The organism is Brevundimonas vancanneytii (assembly GCF_901421975.1).
GTDB lineage: Bacteria > Pseudomonadota > Alphaproteobacteria > Caulobacterales > Caulobacteraceae > Brevundimonas > Brevundimonas diminuta.
Genome location: NZ_LR588407.1, coordinates 40409 through 58543 on the forward strand (window position 1 = coordinate 40409; position 18135 = coordinate 58543).

Consider the following 18135-nt stretch of genomic DNA (forward strand, 5'->3'; position numbering starts at 1 on the left):
GCGCCTGCGCGAGCCCGCCTATTCAGACGGCGGGGTCGTCGGGCTGATGAGCTATGACGCCGGGGCGCGACCTGCAACCGGCGAGCGGGGGGGCGGCTGGCCGGACCTGATGCTGGCGCGCTATCCGGCCCTGCTGGCCTTCGACCACCAAGACCGACAGGTGCGGGCGATCGGGCGCGGGGCGGACGTCGATGCGGCGCGCCTTGAGGCGCAGCGCGCGGCGACCTGGCTAGAGACGGCGGCCTCGACGGACACGCCCGCGCCGCCCTGTGACAGCGTGATCGAAGAGGGCTCGGGCGCAGCCTATGAGGCGGCGGTGGCCGACGTGGTCGCCCGCATCGGCGCCGGAGAGCTGTTCCAGGCCAATATCGCGCGCGCCTGGATCGGGCGGCTGCAGCCGGGGCGTGATCCTTTCGAGGTCTTCTTGCGGCTGTCGGCGGGGCGCGGCGCGGCCTACGGCGCCTTCTGGCGGCTGGGCGAGCGGGTGCTGGTGTCCAACTCGCCGGAACTGTTCCTGACCTTTGACGACGAGAGCGGCCGTATCGAGACCCGTCCGATCAAGGGCACCCGCGCGCGAGACCCTGACTCCGCGCGCGACGCGGCCCTGGCGGCGGAGTTGGTCGACAGCGCCAAGGACCGGGCCGAGAACCTGATGATCGTCGATCTGATGCGCAACGACGTGGCGCGGGTGGCGCGGCCCGGTTCGGTCAAGGCCGAGCGCCTGTTCGCGCTGGAGAGCCATCCGACGGTGCATCATCTGGTCTCGACGGTGAGCGCCCAGGCGGCGCAGGGCGTCGGCCCGGCCGAGGTCATGGAGGCCGCCTTCCCGCCCGGCTCCATCACCGGCGCGCCCAAGCATCAGGCCATGAAGGTGATCGCGGGCCATGAGCCGCCGCGCGGGCCGTGGTGCGGCTCCCTGTTCGGCTGGGGGCTGGGCGAGGAGGCGCGGCTGACGGCCTCGGTCCTGATCCGCACGGCCGCGTTCGAACGTGGTGCGGACGGCTGGCGCTGGCGCGCCTTGGCCGGGGCGGGGATCGTCGCTGACAGCGATCCGCGCGCTGAACGGCTGGAGACCGAGGCCAAGTTCCGCGCCTTGAAGGAGGCCCTGGTCGGCGTAGACTAGCAGTCGGTGCAGGCGATCCGATCCGTCGTCCGCGGCCGCAGATAGTAGTTCCGCTGAAAAGCGATGCCGCCCGGAATCATCTGGCCGAAGGCGGACGCATAGCCGTAGTTCGTCTCGCCCAGGATCACGGTCTGGCCGTCGGTGATCAGGTCCGGCGGGAGGTCGGCGACAGGGGATCCCCGGCCGCGGGCCGGCAGGATGTCGGCGCCCTTGGCGTCCTTGGCGCTCTTGGCGCGGCTCCATTCGACCGTGGCGACGCCGCGCGCATCCACGGTGACGCTTGAGACGCGGATCGACAGGGTCTCGGCGGAGAAGGGCCGCATGATCATGTCGCCGATCGCGAAGACGCCGTTCAGATCCTCGATATTGGTGCCGCCGGACTGGGCCACCAGATCCGCGACCATGGAGGCGACGTGGCTGGCGCGGCGCTCAGCCATATAGCCCTGGGAGAATTCGATCAGGCCGAAGTAGATGGTGATCATCACGGGCGCGATCAGGGCGAACTCGACCGCCGAGACCCCGCGCCGGTCCCGCAACAGGCGGCGCAGCGGCCGGATGTTCGCGGCGCGCCTCATTGGTAGGGCTCATTGCGGAAGGCCAGGGTGGTGGTCAGCATCACACGATGATCGGTGGTGCGCGACACGGCCTGGGCGATAAAGGGTGTGGCGATGGGCTGTTCATACCAGACGCGCACCAGCACCCGGTCGCCGGGATCGCCCGGCATATAGGTCAGGACGCTGGGGTCGAAGACGCCCGTTTTCAAAGGGTCGGCGTCCGGCGGGGTCGAGAAGCCGTCGACCACGCGGATGTCGATGAAGGCGCGGCTGGGGCAGTCGGCGGCGAAGACGCTCATCTTGGCGCACAGGCGCTCTTTGATGTCCCCAATCTCCAATTGCTGTTCCTGAGCAAGACCGGTGCGGATCTGGCGCCCGGCGTCGGAGACGGCCGTTTCGACCAGGGCGTCGACCAGCAGCATCAGGCCGATCTCCAATATGCCGAACAGCAGGATGAAGAAAGGGAAGGCCACGAGGGCGAACTCCACGGCGGTGGAGCCCTCGCGACGACGCCGACGATGCATCAGGCCCAGCCCTCGGCGCATGGGATCAGGGGGCCGTGGACGGGCGGGCGGCGACGGGCGCGCAGCGGGCTCCGCAGGCGACTTCCACCGCTTCGCCGCCGCGCCAGACGCGCACCGAGCCGGTTTCGCCGGGGCTGACGGCCACCTGGCGTTGGAACAGGGGGCGGCCCAGGGCGTCGACGGCGATGATCTCGGTCAGGCCGTAGCTCTTGCCGGTGATGAACAGGGTGCGGGCGTCGGTGACGGTGACGTCGGCGATGCGCGGATTGGCCACGATCACCGACCCGGCCGGAGCGCGAAGCCGTACTTGCGTCGCCTGGTCCAGCTTGACGTCGAGCGGGCGCTCTTGCGCGAAGGCGGGCATGGCGAGCGCGAGCGTCGCGGCCAGGCCGGCGAGAAGAGAAGCTGGGCGCATGGCGGGGCCTCCGTGAGGATCAGAACGGGCGCGCGCGAGCGCCGTACGCGAACCTGACGGGCAAAGGTCAAGAAACCCTGAAATTCTCCGTTTGGGCCGAGCTCAGTCGTGAAATCTAGTAAACGAGAAAGTAACCATCAATATTTCACAGCAGCGTCGAGATTTTACTCGCTCTTAAGGGGCGGCGGCGCATTGTCTCCATGCAAACGGGGGTCAAGCGGGCAAAACCGACGACCCTGATAGTGGGTCATCTGCTCGTTACTGAAAGAAGGAAGACACAATATGCGTAACTTCATCACGCGCTTCGCCAAAGACGAATCCGGCGCCACGGCCATCGAATACGGCCTGATCGCTGCTCTGATCGCGGTTGTCATCATCGGCGCCGTCGCCGCCCTGGGCACTCAGCTCAAAGGCACCTTTGAGAAGGTGAAGGACGACATGGCGAGCCCGCCGACGGGCGGCTGATACGCTTAAGAACGATGAAGACGGCCGGAGCGGATCGCTCCGGCCGTTTTTACTTTTGGCTGAAGTTTGCTGCCGATCAAGAAACTACGTCTTAAGTTCTCGGGTGTATCGTTTGGGCATGAGCGTCATATTCTCTGCTGTTGTGGTGATCTTGCCCGTTCTGGCGGTCATTGCGGCCCTCCATGATCTGACCACCATGAAGATCCCGAACTGGATCTCGGCGGTGTTGATCGTCGCCTTTTTCCCAGCGGCGTTCGCCCTGGGGTTGCCGCTAGGCGTCGTGGGCGCTTCGGTCGGTCTGGCGATCGCTATGCTCGTCGTCGGCATGGGCATGTTCGCGGCGAACTGGATCGGCGGCGGCGACGCCAAGCTGTTGGCCGCCTCCATGCTGTGGATGGGCGTCTCGGGCGGCGTGCCGTTTGTTCTTTATACAGCGTTGGTCGGCGGCGGCTTCTGTCTGCTGCTGATGACGGCGCGCAGCCATCTGCCCTTTTTCGCCCAGACCGGCCCAGGCTGGGTCATGCGCTTGATGCAGCCCAAGGGCGACATTCCCTATGGGGTCGCCATCGCCATCGGCGCCCTGTTGGCCTATCCGTCCAGCCCGCTGATGACGGCTTACATCGCCGGCTGATGACGTCGTTCGCCAAGGGCGGTCCAGCTTAGGGGCGCGTTAACCATGACGAGCCATTATCCCTGACAGGCAGGGGGCGGATCATCCGGGTTCGCGCGATCGCGTCTGCCGGAGACACTGGATGAAACCCGCCAAGATCGCCGTCATCTGTATTGCAGCCCTCGCGGCCATCGGTCTGGCGCTGGTCGTGCGCGCCATGGGCTCGTCGGGACAGCCGACGGCGACCGCCACCGCCGCCGTCGAGACGCGGCCCATGGCCAAGGTGCTGGTCGCGGCGCGCGACCTGGAGCCGGGCCGTCGTCTGGTCGATGCGGATCTGAGCTGGAAAGACTGGCCGGCCGACGAACTCAATCCCCTTTTCATCACCGACGGTCCGCCGCCGCCGTCCAAGGCCGAGGGCGCCGCCGCCGAGAACGCGGCTGTCGAGGGCGCGGGCGACGCCAAAAGCACAACGGTAGACAAGGCCATGAAGGCCGTCGCCGAGTTGAACACGCCGGGCGCCAAATCGGACTACATCGGCGCCGTGGTGCGCGAACCCATTCTGGCCGGAGAGCCTCTGGTGGCGCGTAAGATCGTGCGCGCCGGGGACAGCGGCTATATGGCCGCCTATCTGGAGCCGGGCATGCGGGCCATGGCGATCCGCGTGACGGTCGAGACGGCGGCGGGCGGCTTCATCCTGCCTGGGGACCGTGTGGACGTCCTGCTGACGCGAGAGGTCAAGGGCTCGGGCGACGACGGCGGGACCAAATATTCAGCCGCCACGGTGATGCGCAACGTCAAGGTTCTGGCCATCGACCAGAGCACCCGCGCCGCTGAGGACGAACAGGCGGTCGTCGGCGCCACCGCGACTCTGGAGCTGACCGGTCGCGACGCCGAGGTTCTGGCCCTGGCCAAGTCCGAGGGCGAACTGTCGCTGGTGCTGCGCTCCTATGCCGATACGGCCGGACCGTCGGGCCATGTGCCGGGGGCTGTGCGCGGCCGCGCGACGAGCGGCGGAGGCTCGGTCGTGCGCGTCTATCGCGAAGGCCAGGCCGAGACGGTGGCGGTGCCATGAAGACGGGACTATCAGGCATGAATCGTTTCGCTTTCGCCGCCTGCGCCGCCCTGATCGCGCTGGGCGGCTCTGCGGCGTCGGACGGCGCCCGCGCCCAGACGCGCGCCGCCATCACCGCAGGCTCGGCCCCGCAGATGGTCAATCTGCCGCGCGGAACCTCCTTCGCCGTCGACCTGCCGGCGGATGCGCGCGACGTCATCATCTCCAATCCGGCCGTGGCCGAAGCCATGCTGCATTCGCCGCGCCGGATCACCATGATCGGCCTGGCGGGCGGCGAGACGGACGCCGTCTTCCTGGATGCGGGCGGGCGCACCATCCTGGCGCTGCGGGTGCGCGTGGACGCGGGCGTCAGCGCGCTTCAGGACACCCTGGCGCGTGTGGCGCCGGGCTCGAACGTGCGCGCCGAGGCGGTCAACGACAGCATCATCCTGACCGGCGTGGCGGCCAGCCCGCTGGAGGCCGAACGCGCCGCCCAGGTGGCCCGCGCCTTTGTCAGCGCGCCAGAAAAGGTCATGAACATGATCGCCGTCGCCGGATCGGATCAGGTGACGCTGAAGGTGCGCGTGGTCGAGGTGCAGCGCAACGCCATCAAGCAGCTCGGATTCGACACCCAGGCGGTGATCGGCCGCGTCGGCGACACTCAATGGCTGTTGGGCAACAGCGCCACCTGGGGCGTGAACGGCTCGTTCCTGGGCGGTCTGGCCGGCGGGATCGCGCGCGACACCACCAAGAATTTCCAGATGCAGGTGCCCTGTGTCGGCCCCGGCTGGCCCGAGGGCGCCATGTGTCCGGTCACGGTCGACGGCAGCCCCGGCGACCCCTCCAACTGGGACACCGCCAAGCCCGGCACCGGCCCCGGCTCGGATGGGCTGAACAAGGGCGAGGCCATGCTCAAGGCCTTTGAGCGCGTCGGCCTGGTGCGGACGCTGGCCGAGCCCAATCTGACGTCGGTCAACGGCGAGGCGGCCAGCTTCCTGGCCGGGGGCGAGTTCCCCGTGCCCGCCGGGCGCGACCGCGAAGGCCAGATTACAGTCGAGTACAAGCCCTACGGCGTGGGCCTGTCGTTCCGACCGGTGGTCCTGTCGGAAGGGCGCATCAGCCTGCAGGTCAAGGTCGAGGTGTCGGAGCTGACGCCCAACGGCGGCCTGACCATCGGCGCGGGCACGCCGTCCTCGATCACCCTGCCGGGTCTGACGGTGCGGCGCAGCGAGAACACCATTGAACTGCCCTCGGGCGGGTCGATGATGATCGCCGGCTTGCTGCAGGAATCGACGCGTCAGGCGATCGACGCCCTGCCGGGCATGACCAATCTGCCGGTGCTGGGCCAGCTGTTCCGCTCGCGCGACTATGTGATGGGCGAGACCGAACTGGTGGTCATCGTCGAACCCTACATCGTCAACCCGACCTCGCCGGACCGGATGCAGACGCCCGCTGACGGCCTGCGCATCGCCCAGGACGCCCAGACCATCTTCTTCGGCCAGTTGAACCAGGTCTACGGCTCGCCCGCTCCGGCGGCCCAGCCGGGCGCCGGATGGCGCGGCCCTGTCGGCTATGTGATCGAGTGAGCGCCATGATCCGCACCGCCTCCATCTCCGCCGCCGTTCTGAGCCTGAGCCTGGCGTTGTCGGCCTGCGTCGGCGGCCCGGCCGGCCTGGGCGGGGAGCCGCCGCTGACCCCCACCTCGCGCTTCAGCCTGCAGGTTGAGCCAGGCCTGGACCGCATCGCCCTGGCCGTGCACGAGACGGGCCTGTCGGCCAATCAGCGCGCGGCGCTGGACGCCCTGGTCGGGCGCTTCGCCATGGAAGGCGCGCCGGTCCTGGTGATCGAGGCCCCGGCGGGCGGCGATCCCGTGGCGGCCCAGGCGGCCTGGAACGTCAAGGCGGCGTTCGAGGCGGCGGGCGTGCCCGGCGAGCGCATTCAACTGGTCGGCTACGCCGCACCGGACCCCAGGGCGCCGGTGCTGGTCGGCTTCGAAACGATGCGCGCGGTGGTGCCTCAGTGCGGAACCCAGTGGGGCAATCTGGGCCGCACTGGCGACAATCAGTCGGCTTCCAACTTCGGCTGCGCCGTCACCGCCAACCTGGCCGCCCAGATCGCCGATCCGCGCGACATCGTCGCCCCGCGCGCCATGATCCCGGCCGATTCCGGTCGTCGCTCGGTGGTGTTCGACGCCTATCGTAAGGGCGAACAGACCTCCGCCCAGCGCGAGACCCTGTTGTCGCAGACCAAGATTTCACAGGCTGTGCAATGACGACGGCGCCCAAGCCCTTTCCTTCTCAGGATTTCGACGCCCTGGACGGCTTCGATCTCGACGACGAGTTCATGGATCTGCATCCGACCGGCGCCGGGATGCCCGCGCCTTCGGCTATGGGACAGGCGGCGGACGCCTTCGATCCGGTCGGGCGGATGCGGACCGAAACCGAGGCGGCGATGAATACGTCGACGCCTTCCGCCGCCGTCGCGCCGCCCGTGGTGGCCGCCATGCCCGCGGTCGAGACGTCGACGGCGCTGACGATGGGCGGGGCGGCCTCGGTCGAGGTGTCGATCCCGCGCATCGGAGTGCACATTTTCGCCGAGCGCCAGGACACGGCCGCCGCCGCCGAGCGCGCGGGCCAGGACCGCCGCATGGCGCGCGCCACGACCCAGATCCGCCTCGGCGGCGTCCAGGCGGCGATCGAGGCCTATCAGGCCGAGCCGACGCCGCCCCTGATCATCGTCGAGAGCCTGAAGGCGCCGCAAGATCTGCTGGCCGAGATCGACCAACTGGCCCAGGTCTGCGACGCGGGCACCAAGGTCGTCATCATCGGCGCGACCAACGACATCCTGCTGTTCCGCGAGCTGATGCGGCGGGGCGTGAGCGAATATCTGGTGGCGCCGGTGCAGCCGCTGCAACTGATCGCCGCCATCGGCGGCCTGTTCGCCGACCCGGCTCAACCCTTCGTCGGCCGGACCATCGCCTTCGTCGGCGCGCGCGGCGGGGCGGGGGCCTCGGCCGTGGCGCACAACACCGCCTATGCGATGAGCGAGCGGATCGGCGTCAACACCGTCATCGTCGACTATGATCTGCCGTTCGGTACGGCGGGGCTGGACTTCAACCAGGATCCCCTGAACGGGGTGGCCGACGCACTGAACCAGCCGGATCGCCTGGACCCCACCCTGCTGGACCGGATGATGGTCCGCTGCACCGACAAGCTGAGCCTGTTCGCCGCGCCCGCGACGCTGGAGACCGACTGGGACATCGGCGCCGAGGCCTTTGAGGAAGTCACCACCCGCATCCGGGCGACCGCGCCCTTCGTGGTGCTGGACCTGCCGCACCTGTGGTCGGGCTGGATGCGCCGGGCGCTGATCGCGGCCGATGAAGTGGTGGTGGTGGCGACGCCGGACCTGGCCTCGCTGCGCAACGCCAAGAACATGATCGACCTGATCAAGCAGGGGCGCCCCAACGACGCCCCGCCGCGCCTGGTGCTGAACCAGGTGGGCATACCGGGGCGGCCCGAGATTCCGGCCAAGGATTTCGGCGCGGCCCTGGGCGTCCATCCCAGCCTCAGCATTCCCTTCGACGCCAAGGTGTTCGGCGCGGCCGCCAACAACGGCCAGATGATCGTCGACGCCGCCGCCAAGACCAAGGCGGCCGAGGCCTTCGAGATCCTGGCCCAGATCGTCTCGCGCCGAGAGCTGCCGGCCGCGACGACGCGCGCGCCGGGCCGCGCCAAGCCGGCCGCCAAGGGCGGCGGCTCGCTGCTCGGCTCCCTGTTCAGCAAGAAGTCCTGAGGCCATGTTCGGCAAGCGGACAGCACAGCCGGGTCTGGCCCCCGCCGCGCCCCGGCCCGCTCCGGCCCCCGCGCCGGAGGCGCCGGCGCGTCGCGCGCCCGAGCCGGTGGACGGCTTCTCGGTCGAAGACCTTGATCCTCTGGCGCCGCCGCCCGTCGCCGCCGCGCCGCGCAGCGATCGGCTGGACGCCCTGGACGGATTGCTCGGCCGCAAGCCCGAGCCTGCGTCGAGCGCCTCTCCGAGTGCGGGGCCTCGCGCCACGCCGGGCCTGGAGCAGCTGAAAAAGGCCCAGGCCGTCGCCGAGATCGTGCGCGAGCAGAGCGACTATTATCACGCGACGAAGACCACCATCTTCAACGCCCTGATGAACACCATCGACCTGGCCCAGCTGGCGCAGCTGGATCAGAAGGCGGCGTCCGAGGAGATCCGCGACATCGTCGCCGAACTGGTGGCGATCAAGAACGTCTCCATGTCGGTGGCCGAGCAGGAGCACCTGGTTCAGGACATCCTGAACGACGTGCTGGGCTATGGGCCGCTGGAGCCGCTGCTGGCGCGCGACGACATCGCCGACATCATGGTCAACGGCGCCGGTCGGGTCTTCATCGAGGTCGGCGGCAAGGTTCAGCTGACCAATGTCCGCTTCCGCGACAACGGCCAGCTGATGAACATCTGTCAGCGGATCGTGTCCCAGGTCGGCCGCCGCGTCGACGAGGCCAGCCCCATCTGCGACGCCCGCCTGCCCGACGGCAGCCGGGTCAACGTCATCGCCCCGCCCCTGGCCATCGACGGCCCGACGCTGACGATCCGCAAGTTCAAGAAGGACAAGCTGACAATGCGCAATCTGGTGGAGTACGCCTCCATCAGTCCCGAGGGCGCGCGCGTCCTGGGCGTCATCGGCGCATCGCGATGCAATCTGGTCATCTCGGGCGGTACGGGCTCGGGCAAGACGACCCTGCTCAACACCCTGACGGCCTTCATCGACCCGACCGAGCGCGTCATCACCTGCGAGGACGCCGCCGAACTGCAGCTGCAGCAGCCGCACGTCGTGCGTCTGGAGACCCGGCCGCCGAACCTGGAGGGCCAGGGCCAGATCACCATGCGCGACCTGGTGAAGAACTGTCTGCGCATGCGCCCCGAACGCATCATCGTCGGCGAGGTCCGCGGACCCGAGGCCTTCGACCTGCTGCAGGCCATGAACACCGGCCACGACGGCTCGATGGGGACGCTGCACGCCAACTCCCCGCGCGAAGCCATCAGCCGGATGGAATCGATGATCACCATGGGCGGTTACGGCCTGCCGTCCAAGACGATCCGCGAGATGATCGTCGGCTCGATCGACGTCATCGTCCAGGCCGCGCGCCTGCGCGACGGCTCTCGCCGCATCACCCACATCACCGAGGTGGTGGGACTGGAGGGCGACGTCATCGTCACCCAGGATCTGTTCGTCTACGACATCACTGGCGAGGACGCGAACGGCAAGATCACCGGCCGTCACCGCTCGACCGGCATCGCGCGCCCGCGCTTCTGGGATCGCGCCCGCTATTATGGGCTGGAGCGGGAACTGGCCGAAGCCCTGGACGCGGCGGAGTAGGGACGATGCTGCTTCCCATCCTGGCGGCGGTCCTGGCCTTCATCACCATCGGCGGCGTCGGCTGGGTGCTGGTCGGCGGCGACGATTCCTCGAGCCAGGCGGTCAAGCGGGCCAAGACCATGGGCGGGGTGCGGGCCGAGGCGGCGGCCAGCGCCAAGCGCGCGGCTGCGGCCAATACGCCCGAGGCGCGCCGCAAGCAGATCCTGCTGCAGCTTCAGGAGGTCGATCGACGCGAGCGCAAGGCGCGCATGACCATGGGGGCCAAGCTGAAACAGGCTGGACTGAGCCTGTCGGTGCGGACTTTCGTCATCATCAGCGTGGCCGCAGGCCTGGTCGGGGCGCTGCTGGCCTTCGTCCTGGGGGCGAACATCATCATCGTCCTGGGCGTCGGCGTGGCGGCGGGTCTGGGTCTTCCGCGCTGGATCATCGGCATGAAGGCCAAGGCGCGGATGAAGAAATTCTCTCTCGCCTTCGCCGATGCGATCGACATCCTGGTGCGCGGCATCAAGACCGGCTTGCCGGTCCATGACTGTTTCAAGATCATCGCCCGCGAGAGCCCCGAGCCGCTGGCCGGCGAGTTCCGCATCCTGGTCGAGGGCATGGGGGTGGGGCTGACGCTCGCTCAGGCCTTGGACAAGATGTATGAGCGCATGCCGACGCCGGAGTTGAAATTCTTCGCCATCGTCATCGCCATTCAGCAGAAGTCGGGCGGCAACCTGGCCGAGGCGTTGGGCAATCTGACTACGGTGCTGCGCGCCCGACGGATGATGGTCGAGAAGATCAAGGCCCTGTCGTCCGAGGCCATCGCCTCGGCGGGCATCATCGCCTCCCTGCCGCCGGCGGTGATGATCCTCGTGATGCTGTCCAACCCCAGCTACATGATGCTGATGTTCACCGACATCCGCGGCCAGGTCATGCTGATGGGTGCGGCCCTGTGGATGGCGACCGGCGTCTTCGTGATGAAGCGCATGATCTCCTTCAAGTTCTGAGGCGGAGGCGACGACGTGAACGGCTTCATGCGCTTCATTACCGACCCGCAGAACCTGTTGAGCATCGGGGTCGGCGTGGCGGTGTTTCGCCAGCGTCCTGACCCTGCTGTCCTCCTTCGTCGGCGGCGGGGCGCGGCTGGACAAGCGGATGAAAGCCGTGGCCGAACGCCGCGAGGAACTGCGTCGCAGATCGCGCCAGGCCATGCGCGCCGGGGCGGGGAGCGAAGGCTCCAGCCTGCGCCGGACCGACGACAGTTTCCGCAGCCGCGTGGTCGCGCGCCTGAACCTGATGAAGCTGCTGGAAGACCCCAAGGTCGCCGACAACATGATCCAGGCGGGTTTCCGGGGGCCCGGGCCGCTGAACACCTTCTACTTCTTCCGCTTCGCCACGCCCTTCATCCTGATGGCGCTGACGGCCTTCTATCTGTTTGTCGTGGTCAAGCCGGACCTGCCGATGATGACCCAGGTCGCCATGGTGGTGATGGCGGCGGGCGTCGGCTTCTATGCGCCGAACATCTATCTGAAGAACATGATCGACAAGCGGCGGGCCTCGATCATGGCGGCCTTCCCGGATTCGCTCGACCTGCTGCTGATCTGCGTGGAGTCCGGCATGTCGATCGAGGCGGCGATCCAGAAGGTCAGCCAGGAGGTCGGCGGCCAGTCGATCGAACTGGCCGAGGAGCTGTCGCTGCTGTCGGCCGAGCTGAGCTATCTGCCGGACCGGCGCATGGCCTATGAAGGGATGGCCAAGCGGACGCAGCATCCGGGCATCAAGGCCGTGGCTACGGCCATGACCCAGGCCGAGACCTACGGCACGCCGTTGGGCTCCGCCTTGCGCGTCATGGCCAAGGAGAACCGCGACCTGCGCCTGTCCGCCGCCGAGAAGAAGGCCGCAGCCCTTCCGGCCAAGCTGACCGTGCCGATGATCCTGTTCTTCCTGCCGGTGCTTTTCGTCGTCATCCTGGGCCCGGCCATCATCAACATCCAGGACATGATGAAGGGCGGCTGAGGGGCTGAGACGCCTCAGCCTCTTCGGCGGTCCGCTTCAGGGCCTCGCTGATGGCCTGATAGGCGGGGCGGATGCGGGCGCGATGCTTGTCGTGGAACAGCTCGGCGCGCAGGCCCGTGAAGACCGTGCCGTGCGACACGATGCAGGCCCCGCGCTCCAACTCCTCGATCTCGTAATAGCGCAAGGTGCGGAACAGGAAGCCGCGACGCTCGATCCAGACCAGCTGGGCGTTGGGCTCCCATTCGCCCAGCTGCGCCTGCACCTGACGCTCGCCCAGGTCGGGCAGGCGCTCGGTCAGGCTGATCGGCGCGCCGAAGCCCAGGGCGCCCTCGACCTCGATCTCATGCGGATTCCAGCGGTTCCAGCCGCCGAAGTCCGTCAGCACCTCCCAGAGGCGTTCGGCCGTGGCGCGCACGCCGATGCGGTTCTCGATGCGGATCGTTTCCATGGCGCTTCCTGTGACACGGCTTTTTGCGTTTAGGAAGACGCAGAGGCGCCCGGCGTTTGTCCTTGGAGCCTTCGTCCCGCCGCGTTAAGTCCGAGCCTCAGCGCAAGGAGCCGTCATGATCACCCGCATCCAGCCCGACAGCCGCATGAGCCAGGCCGTGATCCACGGCCAGACCATCTACCTGGCCGGACAGGTCGGCGAGCCGGGCGAGGACGTCGCCGCCCAGACGCGCACCGCCCTGGCCGAGGTCGAGGCGATCTTGGCCGAGTGCGGCAGCGACAAGTCGAAGATCCTGTCGGCCCAGGTCTGGCTGGCCGACATCGCCGATTTCGAGGCGATGAACGGCGTTTGGGACGCCTGGGTCGATCCGGCGAACCCGCCCGCCCGCGCCACCTGCGAGGCCAAGCTGGCGACGTCCGACTACCTCGTCGAGGTCATCGTCGTGGCGGCCGCGCTGACATGGCGCGCGTCATCTCGAACCAGAGCGAGCTGGAGCGGTTCAAGGCGACCCGCGTCACCGCCCTCTACCGCCTCGACCTGATCGAGAAGGGGGCGAAGCTGACCTATGACGACGGCGCTCCGGTCGACATGGCGTCCGAGGCGCAGCGGCTGAAGGATCAGGTCGCCGACATGGACCGCCGCATCGCGCGGCTGGAAGCGGCGGGCGAGGCGTGAGCCTAGCCAGCGTCCGGGCCTTCTTCGCGGAGCGGGCGCCGGACATCGCGGTCATCGAACTAGACGTCAGCACGGCCACCGTGGCCGAAGCCGCCGCGGCCCACGGCGTCGAACCCGGCCAGATCGCCAAGACCCTGTCGCTGCAAGCGGGCGACCGCACCGTCCTTCTGGTCACGGCGGGCGATGCGCGGCTGGACAACGCCAAGGCCAAGGCGGCCTTCGGCGGCAAGGTGAAAATGCTGGACCTCGCCGAGGTCGAAGGCGTGACCGGCCATCCGGTCGGCGGCGTCTGCCCCTTCGGCCTGGCGACGTCCTTGCCGGTCTATTGCGATGTCTCGCTGAAGGCCTGGGACGTGGTGATCCCGGCGGCGGGAGACATCCACGCGGCCGTCCGCATCAGCCCCGACCGGATGGTCGAACTGACGGGCGCCGCGTGGGTCGACGCCTGCCGCTAGGTCGAGGCGAGCGGCGACGCGTCCAACAGGGCGGCGATGCGCGCCAGCTTGTCCGGGTTGCGGGTGATGAAGACTTCGACGATCCGCCCCTGAGCGATGTTCAGCGCCGTGGTTTGCAAAATCCGACCGCGTTCCAGGCTGACATAGCCCGGCAGGCCGTCGATCCACAGCGGCCGGACCATTTCAGAGCCCTCGTGACCGTATTTGCGATGTAGCCCGGCATAGAGGCGCAGCAGTTTCGGCGCGCCGTGGATGGCGTTGTGGAAGGCGATGACCTTGCCGCCGCCGTCCGATCTCAGCGTCGCCTCGTCCGCCAGAAGGGCGCCGAGAGCGGCGGTGTCGCCGGTTTTCGCCGCCTCGAAGAAGGCGCGGGCGAGACGCTCGCCCTCCTCGGGTTCGACGGCGTAGCGGGGGCGGGCGGCCTGGATATGGCGACGTGCGCGGCTGGCCAGCTGCCGGACGGAAACAGGGTCGCGCTCAAGGGTCGTCGCCACCTCGTCAAAGCCGACATCGAAGACGTCGTGCAGCAGAAAGGCCGCGCGCTCCAGCGGCGACAGACGCTCCATCGCCGTCATCAGCGACAGGGTCAGGTCATCGGCGAAGCCCTCGACGCCTGACGCAGGCTCGGTGATCAGGGGCTCGGGCAGCCAGGCGCCGACATAGGTCTCGCGCTGCATCCGGGCGGACTTCAGCCGGTCCAGCGCTAGGCGGGTCGCGGTGCGCGTCAGCCAGGCGCCGGGTTCGCGGATTTCGGCCGGGTCGATGCGGCTCCACCGCAGCCAGGCGTCCTGCGCCACGTCCTCGGCCTCGGCCAGGGAGCCGAGCATTCGATAGGCCAGGCGCGTCAGTCGCGGCCGATGCGTCTCGAAGGTCTCGGTGACGGGATCAGGCCGCGACACGCGACGGGCCTGCCGGATGGGCCGAGCGGAAGCCGACGGCGAGCCGGTTCCAGACGTTGATCGCTCCGATGGCGAAGGTCAGGTTCACCTGTTCGGTTTCAGTGAACTGGGCCTTGAGCACGGCGTAGTCCGCATCGGACGCTTGGGTCTGTTCGATGCGGGTCAGGCTTTCGGCCCAGGTCAGGGCGGCGCGTTCGCGCGGGCTGAACAGCGAGGATTCCCGCCACGCCGCCAGCAGGTGCAGGCGCACCTCCCTCTCGCCCGCCTTGCGGGCGTCGGCGGCGTGCATGTGCAGGCAATAGGCGCAGCCGTTGATCTGGGACACGCGGATCTTCACCAGTTCCAGCAGACTGTGCTCCAGGCCGCCGGCGGCGATGGTCTGCTCCAGGTCGAGCATCGCCTGATAGGCGTCGGGGGCGGCCTTGGCGGGGCTGGCGAGGCGTGGGGTCATGTCATGTCTCCTACGAGCGTGAGTGCGCGTCGCCTCCATGACGAGACAGGGCGGCGGAGTGTGACATGACCACGCGGATCAGGGCTGCAGACGCTCCAGCACCGTGGTGATGACGCGCTCATAGGCGTCGGTCAGGGCGCGCAGTTCGGCCTCAGGCACGCGCTCGTCGACCTGGTGCATGGTCTGGCCGACCAGACCCAGCTCCAGCACCGGGCACAGTGAACGAATGAAGCGGGCGTCGGAGGTGCCGCCGGTGGTCGAGGCTTCCGGACGGCGGCCCAGCACGGCTTCCACCGCGTCCTGCACGGCGCTGACGAAGACGCCGGGTTCGGTCAGGAAGGCCTCGCCCGAGCACATGTGCTCCAGCTCGATCCGCAAGCCCGTCTCGGCCTGAAGCGCGCCCGCCTCGCGGTTCAACCAGTCGATCAGGCCGTCGCCGGTGTGGGTCGGGTTGAAGCGGATGTTCAGCCGCGCCTTGGCCTCGGCGGGGATGATGTTGCTCGCCGGATTGCCCACGTCGATGGTGGTGATCTCCAGGTTCGACGGCGGGAACTCGGGGTAGCCTTCATCCAGCACGTGGGCGTCGAGACGGGCCAGCAGCCTGGCGATGACCGGGGCCGGATTGGCGGCGCGGTCGGGATAGGCGACGTGGCCCTGCTTGCCGAAGACGGTGATCCAGGTATTCAGAGAGCCGCGCCGTCCGACCTTGATCATGTCGCCCAGGTGGTGCGCCGAGGAGGGCTCGCCGACCACGCAGGCGTCGATGACCTCGCCCTCGGCGGCCAGGGTCTGGACCACCCGCTTGGTGCCGTGCAGGGCCGGGCCTTCCTCGTCGCCGGTGATCAGGAAGGACAGGGATCCTTCGATCTCGTCTCGGGCCAGCACGCGCGAGACGGCGGCGACCCAGGCGGCGATGCCGCCCTTCATGTCCACGGCGCCGCGGCCGTACAGGACGCCGTCGCGGGTCTCGCCCTCGAAGGGGCCGGCGCTCCAGGCCTTCAGGTCGCCGATCGGCACCACGTCGGTGTGGCCGGCGAAGCAGAGGTTGGGCGAGGCGGTGCCGCGCCGGGCGTAGAGGTTCTCGATCCGCGCGTCGTGGCCGACGCCGCTCGGTCCTTCGAACACCATGCGGCGGCAGGCGAAGCCCAGGCCGGTCAGGGCGCGCTCCAGTACGTCCATGGCCCCTTCATCGGCGGGGGTGACGGAGGGAATGCGGATCAGGTCGCGGGTCAGTTCGACAGGATCGATGACGGAATGTGATGCGGCGTTCATGAGGCTATTGCTTTAGGCATATCCCGCACTCGCGAGAAGGCCCGAAAACCGTGCCGAAGATCGACATTGACAATGCGCCGACCGGCCATGGGACCGGCTACCCCAAGGAATTCGCTGCGCCGTGCAAGCTGCGGCGCCGCTGGCGGCTTGGCGATGCGGTCGGCCTGGACCAGTTCGGGGTCAATCTGCTGCGCCTGCCCGCCGGGGCCTGGTCCAGCCAGCGCCACTGGCACGCCGCCGAAGACGAGTTCGTCTGGGTGCTGGACGGCGAGGTGGTGCTGGTCGAGGATGAGGGCGAGACGATCCTGCGCGCCGGCGACTGTGCGGGCTTCAAGGCGGGCGTCCCCAATGGCCACAAGATCGAGAACCGCAGCGATCGCGAGGCGGTCTTGCTGGAGGTCGGCTCGCGCCGCCCGGCCGACGACGCCTGCGACTATCCCGACATCGACATGATCCTCCCCCATGCCCCTCCTCTGGGCGCCGATCGCTATTTCCACCGCGACGGAACCCCCTATCCGAAGACGCCCAGACGAACGTGACGACCGACAATACCTCCGCTTCTCGCCCTGACGACGGCCCGTCCAGTCCCTGGAGCATTCCCGACTTCCGCCTGTTGTGGCTGGGGCGCGTGGCGGCGGTTCTGGGCATCCAGATCCAGTCCTCGGCCCTGTTGTGGCAGGTCTATGAGATCGCCCGGCGCGACCGTCCGATCGAGGAGGCCAGCCTCTATCTGGGGCTGGTGGGGCTGTGCCAGTTCCTGCCGCTGCTCGCCTTCACCCTGCCCGCCGGGGCCATGGCCGACCGGCGCGACCGCAAGCACACCGTCACCCTGTCGATCATCGTCGAGGGCATGTGCGCGGGCGCCTTCCTGCTGATGGCGCTGCACGGCGCGCCGCCGTTGTGGGGCCTGCTGGCGGTGGCCGCCGTCTTCGGCGCGGCGCGCGCCTTCCTGGCTCCAGCTAGCCAGGCCTTCCTGCCGATGGTGGTGGGGCGCAAGGCCCTTCCGCCCGCCATCGCCGCCCAGTCCATCGCCTTCCAGACCGGGGCCATCGCCGGTCCGGCCCTGGGCGGGGTCATCGTCGCCGTGTCCGTGCCGATGGCCTACGCCTCGGCCATGGCGCTGTTCCTGGCGGCGATGGCCTGCTTCATCTTGATCCGCACCAAGGGCAAGCCGCAGGTCGATCCGTCTAAGCTGGGCCCGGTGCAGCAGGTCAGGGAAGGCCTGGCCTATGTGTGGAAGACCAAGATCGTGCTGGGCGCGATCTCGCTGGATCTGGTCGTCGTCCTTCTGGCGGGCGTGGCCCTGCTGACCCCGATCTTCGCGCGCGACATCCTGCATGTCGGGGCTGTCGGTTTCGGCCTGCTGCGGGCCTCGTTCGGGGTGGGGGCGCTGATCATGGCCCTGTATCTCAGCCGCTTCCCCATCGTGCGCCACGGCGGGCGGTGGATGTTCGGGGCGGTGGCCGTGTTCGGCGTCTGCACCCTGATTTTCGGCCTGTCCAAGAGCGTCTGGCTGTCAGGGGCGGTGTTGTTCCTGGGCGGGGCGGCGGACATGATCAGCGTCAACATCCGCCAGACCCTGATCCAGCTGGCCACGCCCGATCATATGCGCGGGCGGGTGTCGTCGGTGTCCATGCTGTTCATCGGCGCCTCGAACGAACTGGGCGAGGCCTATTCGGGCGTCATGGTGCGCCTGCTCGGCCCGATCGGCGCGGCGGTGTTCGGCGGCTTCGGCGCCCTGGCCGCGACCGGGGTCTGGGCCAAGGTCTTCCCCAGTCTGAGGAAGGCGAACAAGCTGACCTGATGCGC

At 68.6% G+C, this 18135-nt stretch carries 21 protein-coding genes and 1 pseudogene; 15 read left to right on the plus strand and 7 right to left on the minus strand.

Annotated features, from left to right (window positions below; genetic code table 11):
• The first annotated feature begins 46 nt into the window (after nucleotides 1-46).
• On the plus strand, nucleotides 47-1123 hold the full coding sequence (locus FGL25_RS00165; protein ID WP_167493369.1) for an anthranilate synthase component I family protein: 1077 nt from the start codon (nucleotides 47-49) through the stop codon (nucleotides 1121-1123).
• Here FGL25_RS00165 and FGL25_RS00170 read toward each other — a convergent pair.
• The 3 genes from FGL25_RS00170 to FGL25_RS00180 are packed head-to-tail and all read right to left on the minus strand — an operon-like array spanning nucleotide 1120 to nucleotide 2616.
• Nucleotides 1120-1698, minus strand: coding sequence for a TadE/TadG family type IV pilus assembly protein (locus FGL25_RS00170; protein ID WP_138140598.1), 579 nt, complete (start codon nucleotides 1696-1698; stop codon nucleotides 1120-1122). The genes FGL25_RS00165 and FGL25_RS00170 overlap by 4 nt on opposite strands.
• A complete protein-coding gene (locus tag FGL25_RS00175) occupies nucleotides 1695-2222 on the minus strand; it encodes a TadE/TadG family type IV pilus assembly protein (RefSeq protein ID WP_138140599.1) in 528 nt (175 codons plus the stop codon). Before FGL25_RS00175 ends, FGL25_RS00170 begins: the two co-directional genes overlap by 4 nt.
• A 4-nt stretch (nucleotides 2223-2226) precedes the next feature.
• Nucleotides 2227-2616: a pilus assembly protein N-terminal domain-containing protein gene (locus tag FGL25_RS00180; protein ID WP_138140600.1), complete on the minus strand. Its 390-nt coding sequence runs from the start codon at nucleotides 2614-2616 to the stop codon at nucleotides 2227-2229.
• Between the two features lie 282 nt (nucleotides 2617-2898).
• On the opposite strand from FGL25_RS00180, the gene FGL25_RS00185 reads away from it, so the two are divergent.
• The 9 genes and pseudogenes from FGL25_RS00185 (at nucleotide 2899) to FGL25_RS00225 (ending at nucleotide 12126) form a co-directional block, all read left to right on the plus strand.
• Nucleotides 2899-3081: a Flp family type IVb pilin gene (locus tag FGL25_RS00185; RefSeq protein WP_046652529.1), complete on the plus strand. Its 183-nt coding sequence runs from the start codon at nucleotides 2899-2901 to the stop codon at nucleotides 3079-3081.
• A 118-nt stretch (nucleotides 3082-3199) separates the two neighbouring features.
• Entirely contained in the window at nucleotides 3200-3712 is a 513-nt protein-coding gene (locus FGL25_RS00190) for an A24 family peptidase (protein WP_112999618.1), read from the plus strand.
• A gap of 121 nt (nucleotides 3713-3833) precedes the next feature.
• Nucleotides 3834-4766 carry a Flp pilus assembly protein CpaB gene (gene cpaB, locus FGL25_RS00195; RefSeq protein ID WP_138140601.1) on the plus strand — a complete coding sequence of 311 codons (933 nt, stop codon included), beginning with the start codon at nucleotides 3834-3836 and terminating at the stop codon, nucleotides 4764-4766.
• A 17-nt stretch (nucleotides 4767-4783) separates the two neighbouring features.
• Nucleotides 4784-6331, plus strand: a complete 1548-nt coding sequence (locus tag FGL25_RS00200; protein ID WP_232464096.1) for a type II and III secretion system protein family protein — start codon at nucleotides 4784-4786, stop codon at nucleotides 6329-6331.
• Nucleotides 6332-6336: 5 nt separating this feature from the next.
• The gene (locus FGL25_RS00205) at nucleotides 6337-7017 is read left to right on the plus strand and encodes a CpaD family pilus assembly protein (protein ID WP_138140602.1); all 681 of its coding nucleotides are present in this window, start codon (nucleotides 6337-6339) and stop codon (nucleotides 7015-7017) included.
• Nucleotides 7014-8537 (plus strand): AAA family ATPase, encoded by a 1524-nt coding sequence (locus FGL25_RS00210; RefSeq protein ID WP_138140603.1) that lies wholly within the window; start codon nucleotides 7014-7016, stop codon nucleotides 8535-8537. The genes FGL25_RS00205 and FGL25_RS00210 overlap by 4 nt, the downstream gene beginning before the upstream one ends.
• A gap of 4 nt (nucleotides 8538-8541) precedes the next feature.
• Nucleotides 8542-10128, plus strand: a complete 1587-nt coding sequence (locus tag FGL25_RS00215) for a CpaF family protein (RefSeq protein WP_128719067.1) — start codon at nucleotides 8542-8544, stop codon at nucleotides 10126-10128.
• A gap of 5 nt (nucleotides 10129-10133) precedes the next feature.
• Nucleotides 10134-11117 (plus strand): type II secretion system F family protein, encoded by a 984-nt coding sequence (locus FGL25_RS00220; protein WP_138140604.1) that lies wholly within the window; start codon nucleotides 10134-10136, stop codon nucleotides 11115-11117.
• Between the two features lie 15 nt (nucleotides 11118-11132).
• Nucleotides 11133-12126: pseudogene (locus tag FGL25_RS00225) on the plus strand (type II secretion system F family protein).
• On the opposite strand, the gene FGL25_RS00230 reads toward FGL25_RS00225, so the two are convergent.
• The gene (locus tag FGL25_RS00230) at nucleotides 12095-12574 is read right to left on the minus strand and encodes an SRPBCC domain-containing protein (RefSeq protein ID WP_138140605.1); all 480 of its coding nucleotides are present in this window, start codon (nucleotides 12572-12574) and stop codon (nucleotides 12095-12097) included. The pseudogene FGL25_RS00225 and the gene FGL25_RS00230 sit on opposite strands and share 32 nt — an antisense overlap.
• A 115-nt stretch (nucleotides 12575-12689) precedes the next feature.
• On the opposite strand from FGL25_RS00230, the gene FGL25_RS00235 reads away from it, so the two are divergent.
• The 3 genes from FGL25_RS00235 to FGL25_RS00245 are packed head-to-tail and all read left to right on the plus strand — an operon-like array spanning nucleotide 12690 to nucleotide 13704.
• Entirely contained in the window at nucleotides 12690-13115 is a 426-nt protein-coding gene (locus FGL25_RS00235; RefSeq protein WP_252969928.1) for a RidA family protein, read from the plus strand.
• Nucleotides 13034-13249: a hypothetical protein gene (locus FGL25_RS00240; protein WP_138140606.1), complete on the plus strand. Its 216-nt coding sequence runs from the start codon at nucleotides 13034-13036 to the stop codon at nucleotides 13247-13249. The genes FGL25_RS00235 and FGL25_RS00240 overlap by 82 nt, the downstream gene beginning before the upstream one ends.
• Entirely contained in the window at nucleotides 13246-13704 is a 459-nt protein-coding gene (locus FGL25_RS00245; RefSeq protein ID WP_138140607.1) for a YbaK/EbsC family protein, read from the plus strand. Before FGL25_RS00240 ends, FGL25_RS00245 begins: the two co-directional genes overlap by 4 nt.
• On the opposite strand, the gene FGL25_RS00250 is transcribed toward FGL25_RS00245, so the two are convergent.
• The 3 genes from FGL25_RS00250 to dapE all read right to left on the minus strand — a co-directional run bounded on the left by FGL25_RS00250 (nucleotide 13701) and on the right by dapE (nucleotide 16326).
• On the minus strand, nucleotides 13701-14603 hold the full coding sequence (locus FGL25_RS00250; protein ID WP_138140608.1) for a sigma-70 family RNA polymerase sigma factor: 903 nt from the start codon (nucleotides 14601-14603) through the stop codon (nucleotides 13701-13703). The genes FGL25_RS00245 and FGL25_RS00250 overlap by 4 nt on opposite strands.
• On the minus strand, nucleotides 14590-15054 hold the full coding sequence (locus tag FGL25_RS00255) for a carboxymuconolactone decarboxylase family protein (RefSeq protein ID WP_138140609.1): 465 nt from the start codon (nucleotides 15052-15054) through the stop codon (nucleotides 14590-14592). Before FGL25_RS00255 ends, FGL25_RS00250 begins: the two co-directional genes overlap by 14 nt.
• A gap of 78 nt (nucleotides 15055-15132) precedes the next feature.
• Nucleotides 15133-16326, minus strand: coding sequence for a succinyl-diaminopimelate desuccinylase (gene dapE / locus FGL25_RS00260; RefSeq protein ID WP_046652516.1), 1194 nt, complete (start codon nucleotides 16324-16326; stop codon nucleotides 15133-15135).
• 50 nt (nucleotides 16327-16376) lie between these two features.
• Between dapE and FGL25_RS00265 the strand changes: the two genes are divergently transcribed.
• Nucleotides 16377-16865, plus strand: a complete 489-nt coding sequence (locus tag FGL25_RS00265) for a cupin domain-containing protein (protein WP_138140610.1) — start codon at nucleotides 16377-16379, stop codon at nucleotides 16863-16865.
• Complete coding sequence (locus FGL25_RS00270; protein ID WP_197733782.1) at nucleotides 16862-18130, plus strand: MFS transporter; 1269 nt, start codon at nucleotides 16862-16864, stop codon at nucleotides 18128-18130. The genes FGL25_RS00265 and FGL25_RS00270 overlap by 4 nt, the downstream gene beginning before the upstream one ends.
• The last annotated feature ends 5 nt before the right edge of the window (nucleotides 18131-18135 follow it).

Bases quoted from the DNA above. Each gene is read 5' to 3' on its own strand.
- FGL25_RS00165 (WP_167493369.1), top strand. From the start codon at position 47: ATGAGCTATGACGCCGGGGCGCGACCTGCAACCGGCGAGCGGGGGGGC.
- FGL25_RS00170 (WP_138140598.1), bottom strand. From the start codon at position 1,698: ATGAGGCGCGCCGCGAACATCCGGCCGCTGCGCCGCCTGTTGCGGGAC.
- FGL25_RS00175 (WP_138140599.1), bottom strand. From the start codon at position 2,222: ATGCGCCGAGGGCTGGGCCTGATGCATCGTCGGCGTCGTCGCGAGGGC.
- FGL25_RS00180 (WP_138140600.1), bottom strand. From the start codon at position 2,616: ATGCGCCCAGCTTCTCTTCTCGCCGGCCTGGCCGCGACGCTCGCGCTC.
- FGL25_RS00185 (WP_046652529.1), top strand. From the start codon at position 2,899: ATGCGTAACTTCATCACGCGCTTCGCCAAAGACGAATCCGGCGCCACG.
- FGL25_RS00190 (WP_112999618.1), top strand. From the start codon at position 3,200: ATGAGCGTCATATTCTCTGCTGTTGTGGTGATCTTGCCCGTTCTGGCG.
- cpaB (WP_138140601.1), top strand. From the start codon at position 3,834: ATGAAACCCGCCAAGATCGCCGTCATCTGTATTGCAGCCCTCGCGGCC.
- FGL25_RS00200 (WP_232464096.1), top strand. From the start codon at position 4,784: ATGAATCGTTTCGCTTTCGCCGCCTGCGCCGCCCTGATCGCGCTGGGC.
- FGL25_RS00205 (WP_138140602.1), top strand. From the start codon at position 6,337: ATGATCCGCACCGCCTCCATCTCCGCCGCCGTTCTGAGCCTGAGCCTG.
- FGL25_RS00210 (WP_138140603.1), top strand. From the start codon at position 7,014: ATGACGACGGCGCCCAAGCCCTTTCCTTCTCAGGATTTCGACGCCCTG.
- FGL25_RS00215 (WP_128719067.1), top strand. From the start codon at position 8,542: ATGTTCGGCAAGCGGACAGCACAGCCGGGTCTGGCCCCCGCCGCGCCC.
- FGL25_RS00220 (WP_138140604.1), top strand. From the start codon at position 10,134: ATGCTGCTTCCCATCCTGGCGGCGGTCCTGGCCTTCATCACCATCGGC.
- FGL25_RS00230 (WP_138140605.1), bottom strand. From the start codon at position 12,574: ATGGAAACGATCCGCATCGAGAACCGCATCGGCGTGCGCGCCACGGCC.
- FGL25_RS00235 (WP_252969928.1), top strand. From the start codon at position 12,690: ATGATCACCCGCATCCAGCCCGACAGCCGCATGAGCCAGGCCGTGATC.
- FGL25_RS00240 (WP_138140606.1), top strand. From the start codon at position 13,034: ATGGCGCGCGTCATCTCGAACCAGAGCGAGCTGGAGCGGTTCAAGGCG.
- FGL25_RS00255 (WP_138140609.1), bottom strand. From the start codon at position 15,054: ATGACCCCACGCCTCGCCAGCCCCGCCAAGGCCGCCCCCGACGCCTAT.
- dapE (WP_046652516.1), bottom strand. From the start codon at position 16,326: ATGAACGCCGCATCACATTCCGTCATCGATCCTGTCGAACTGACCCGC.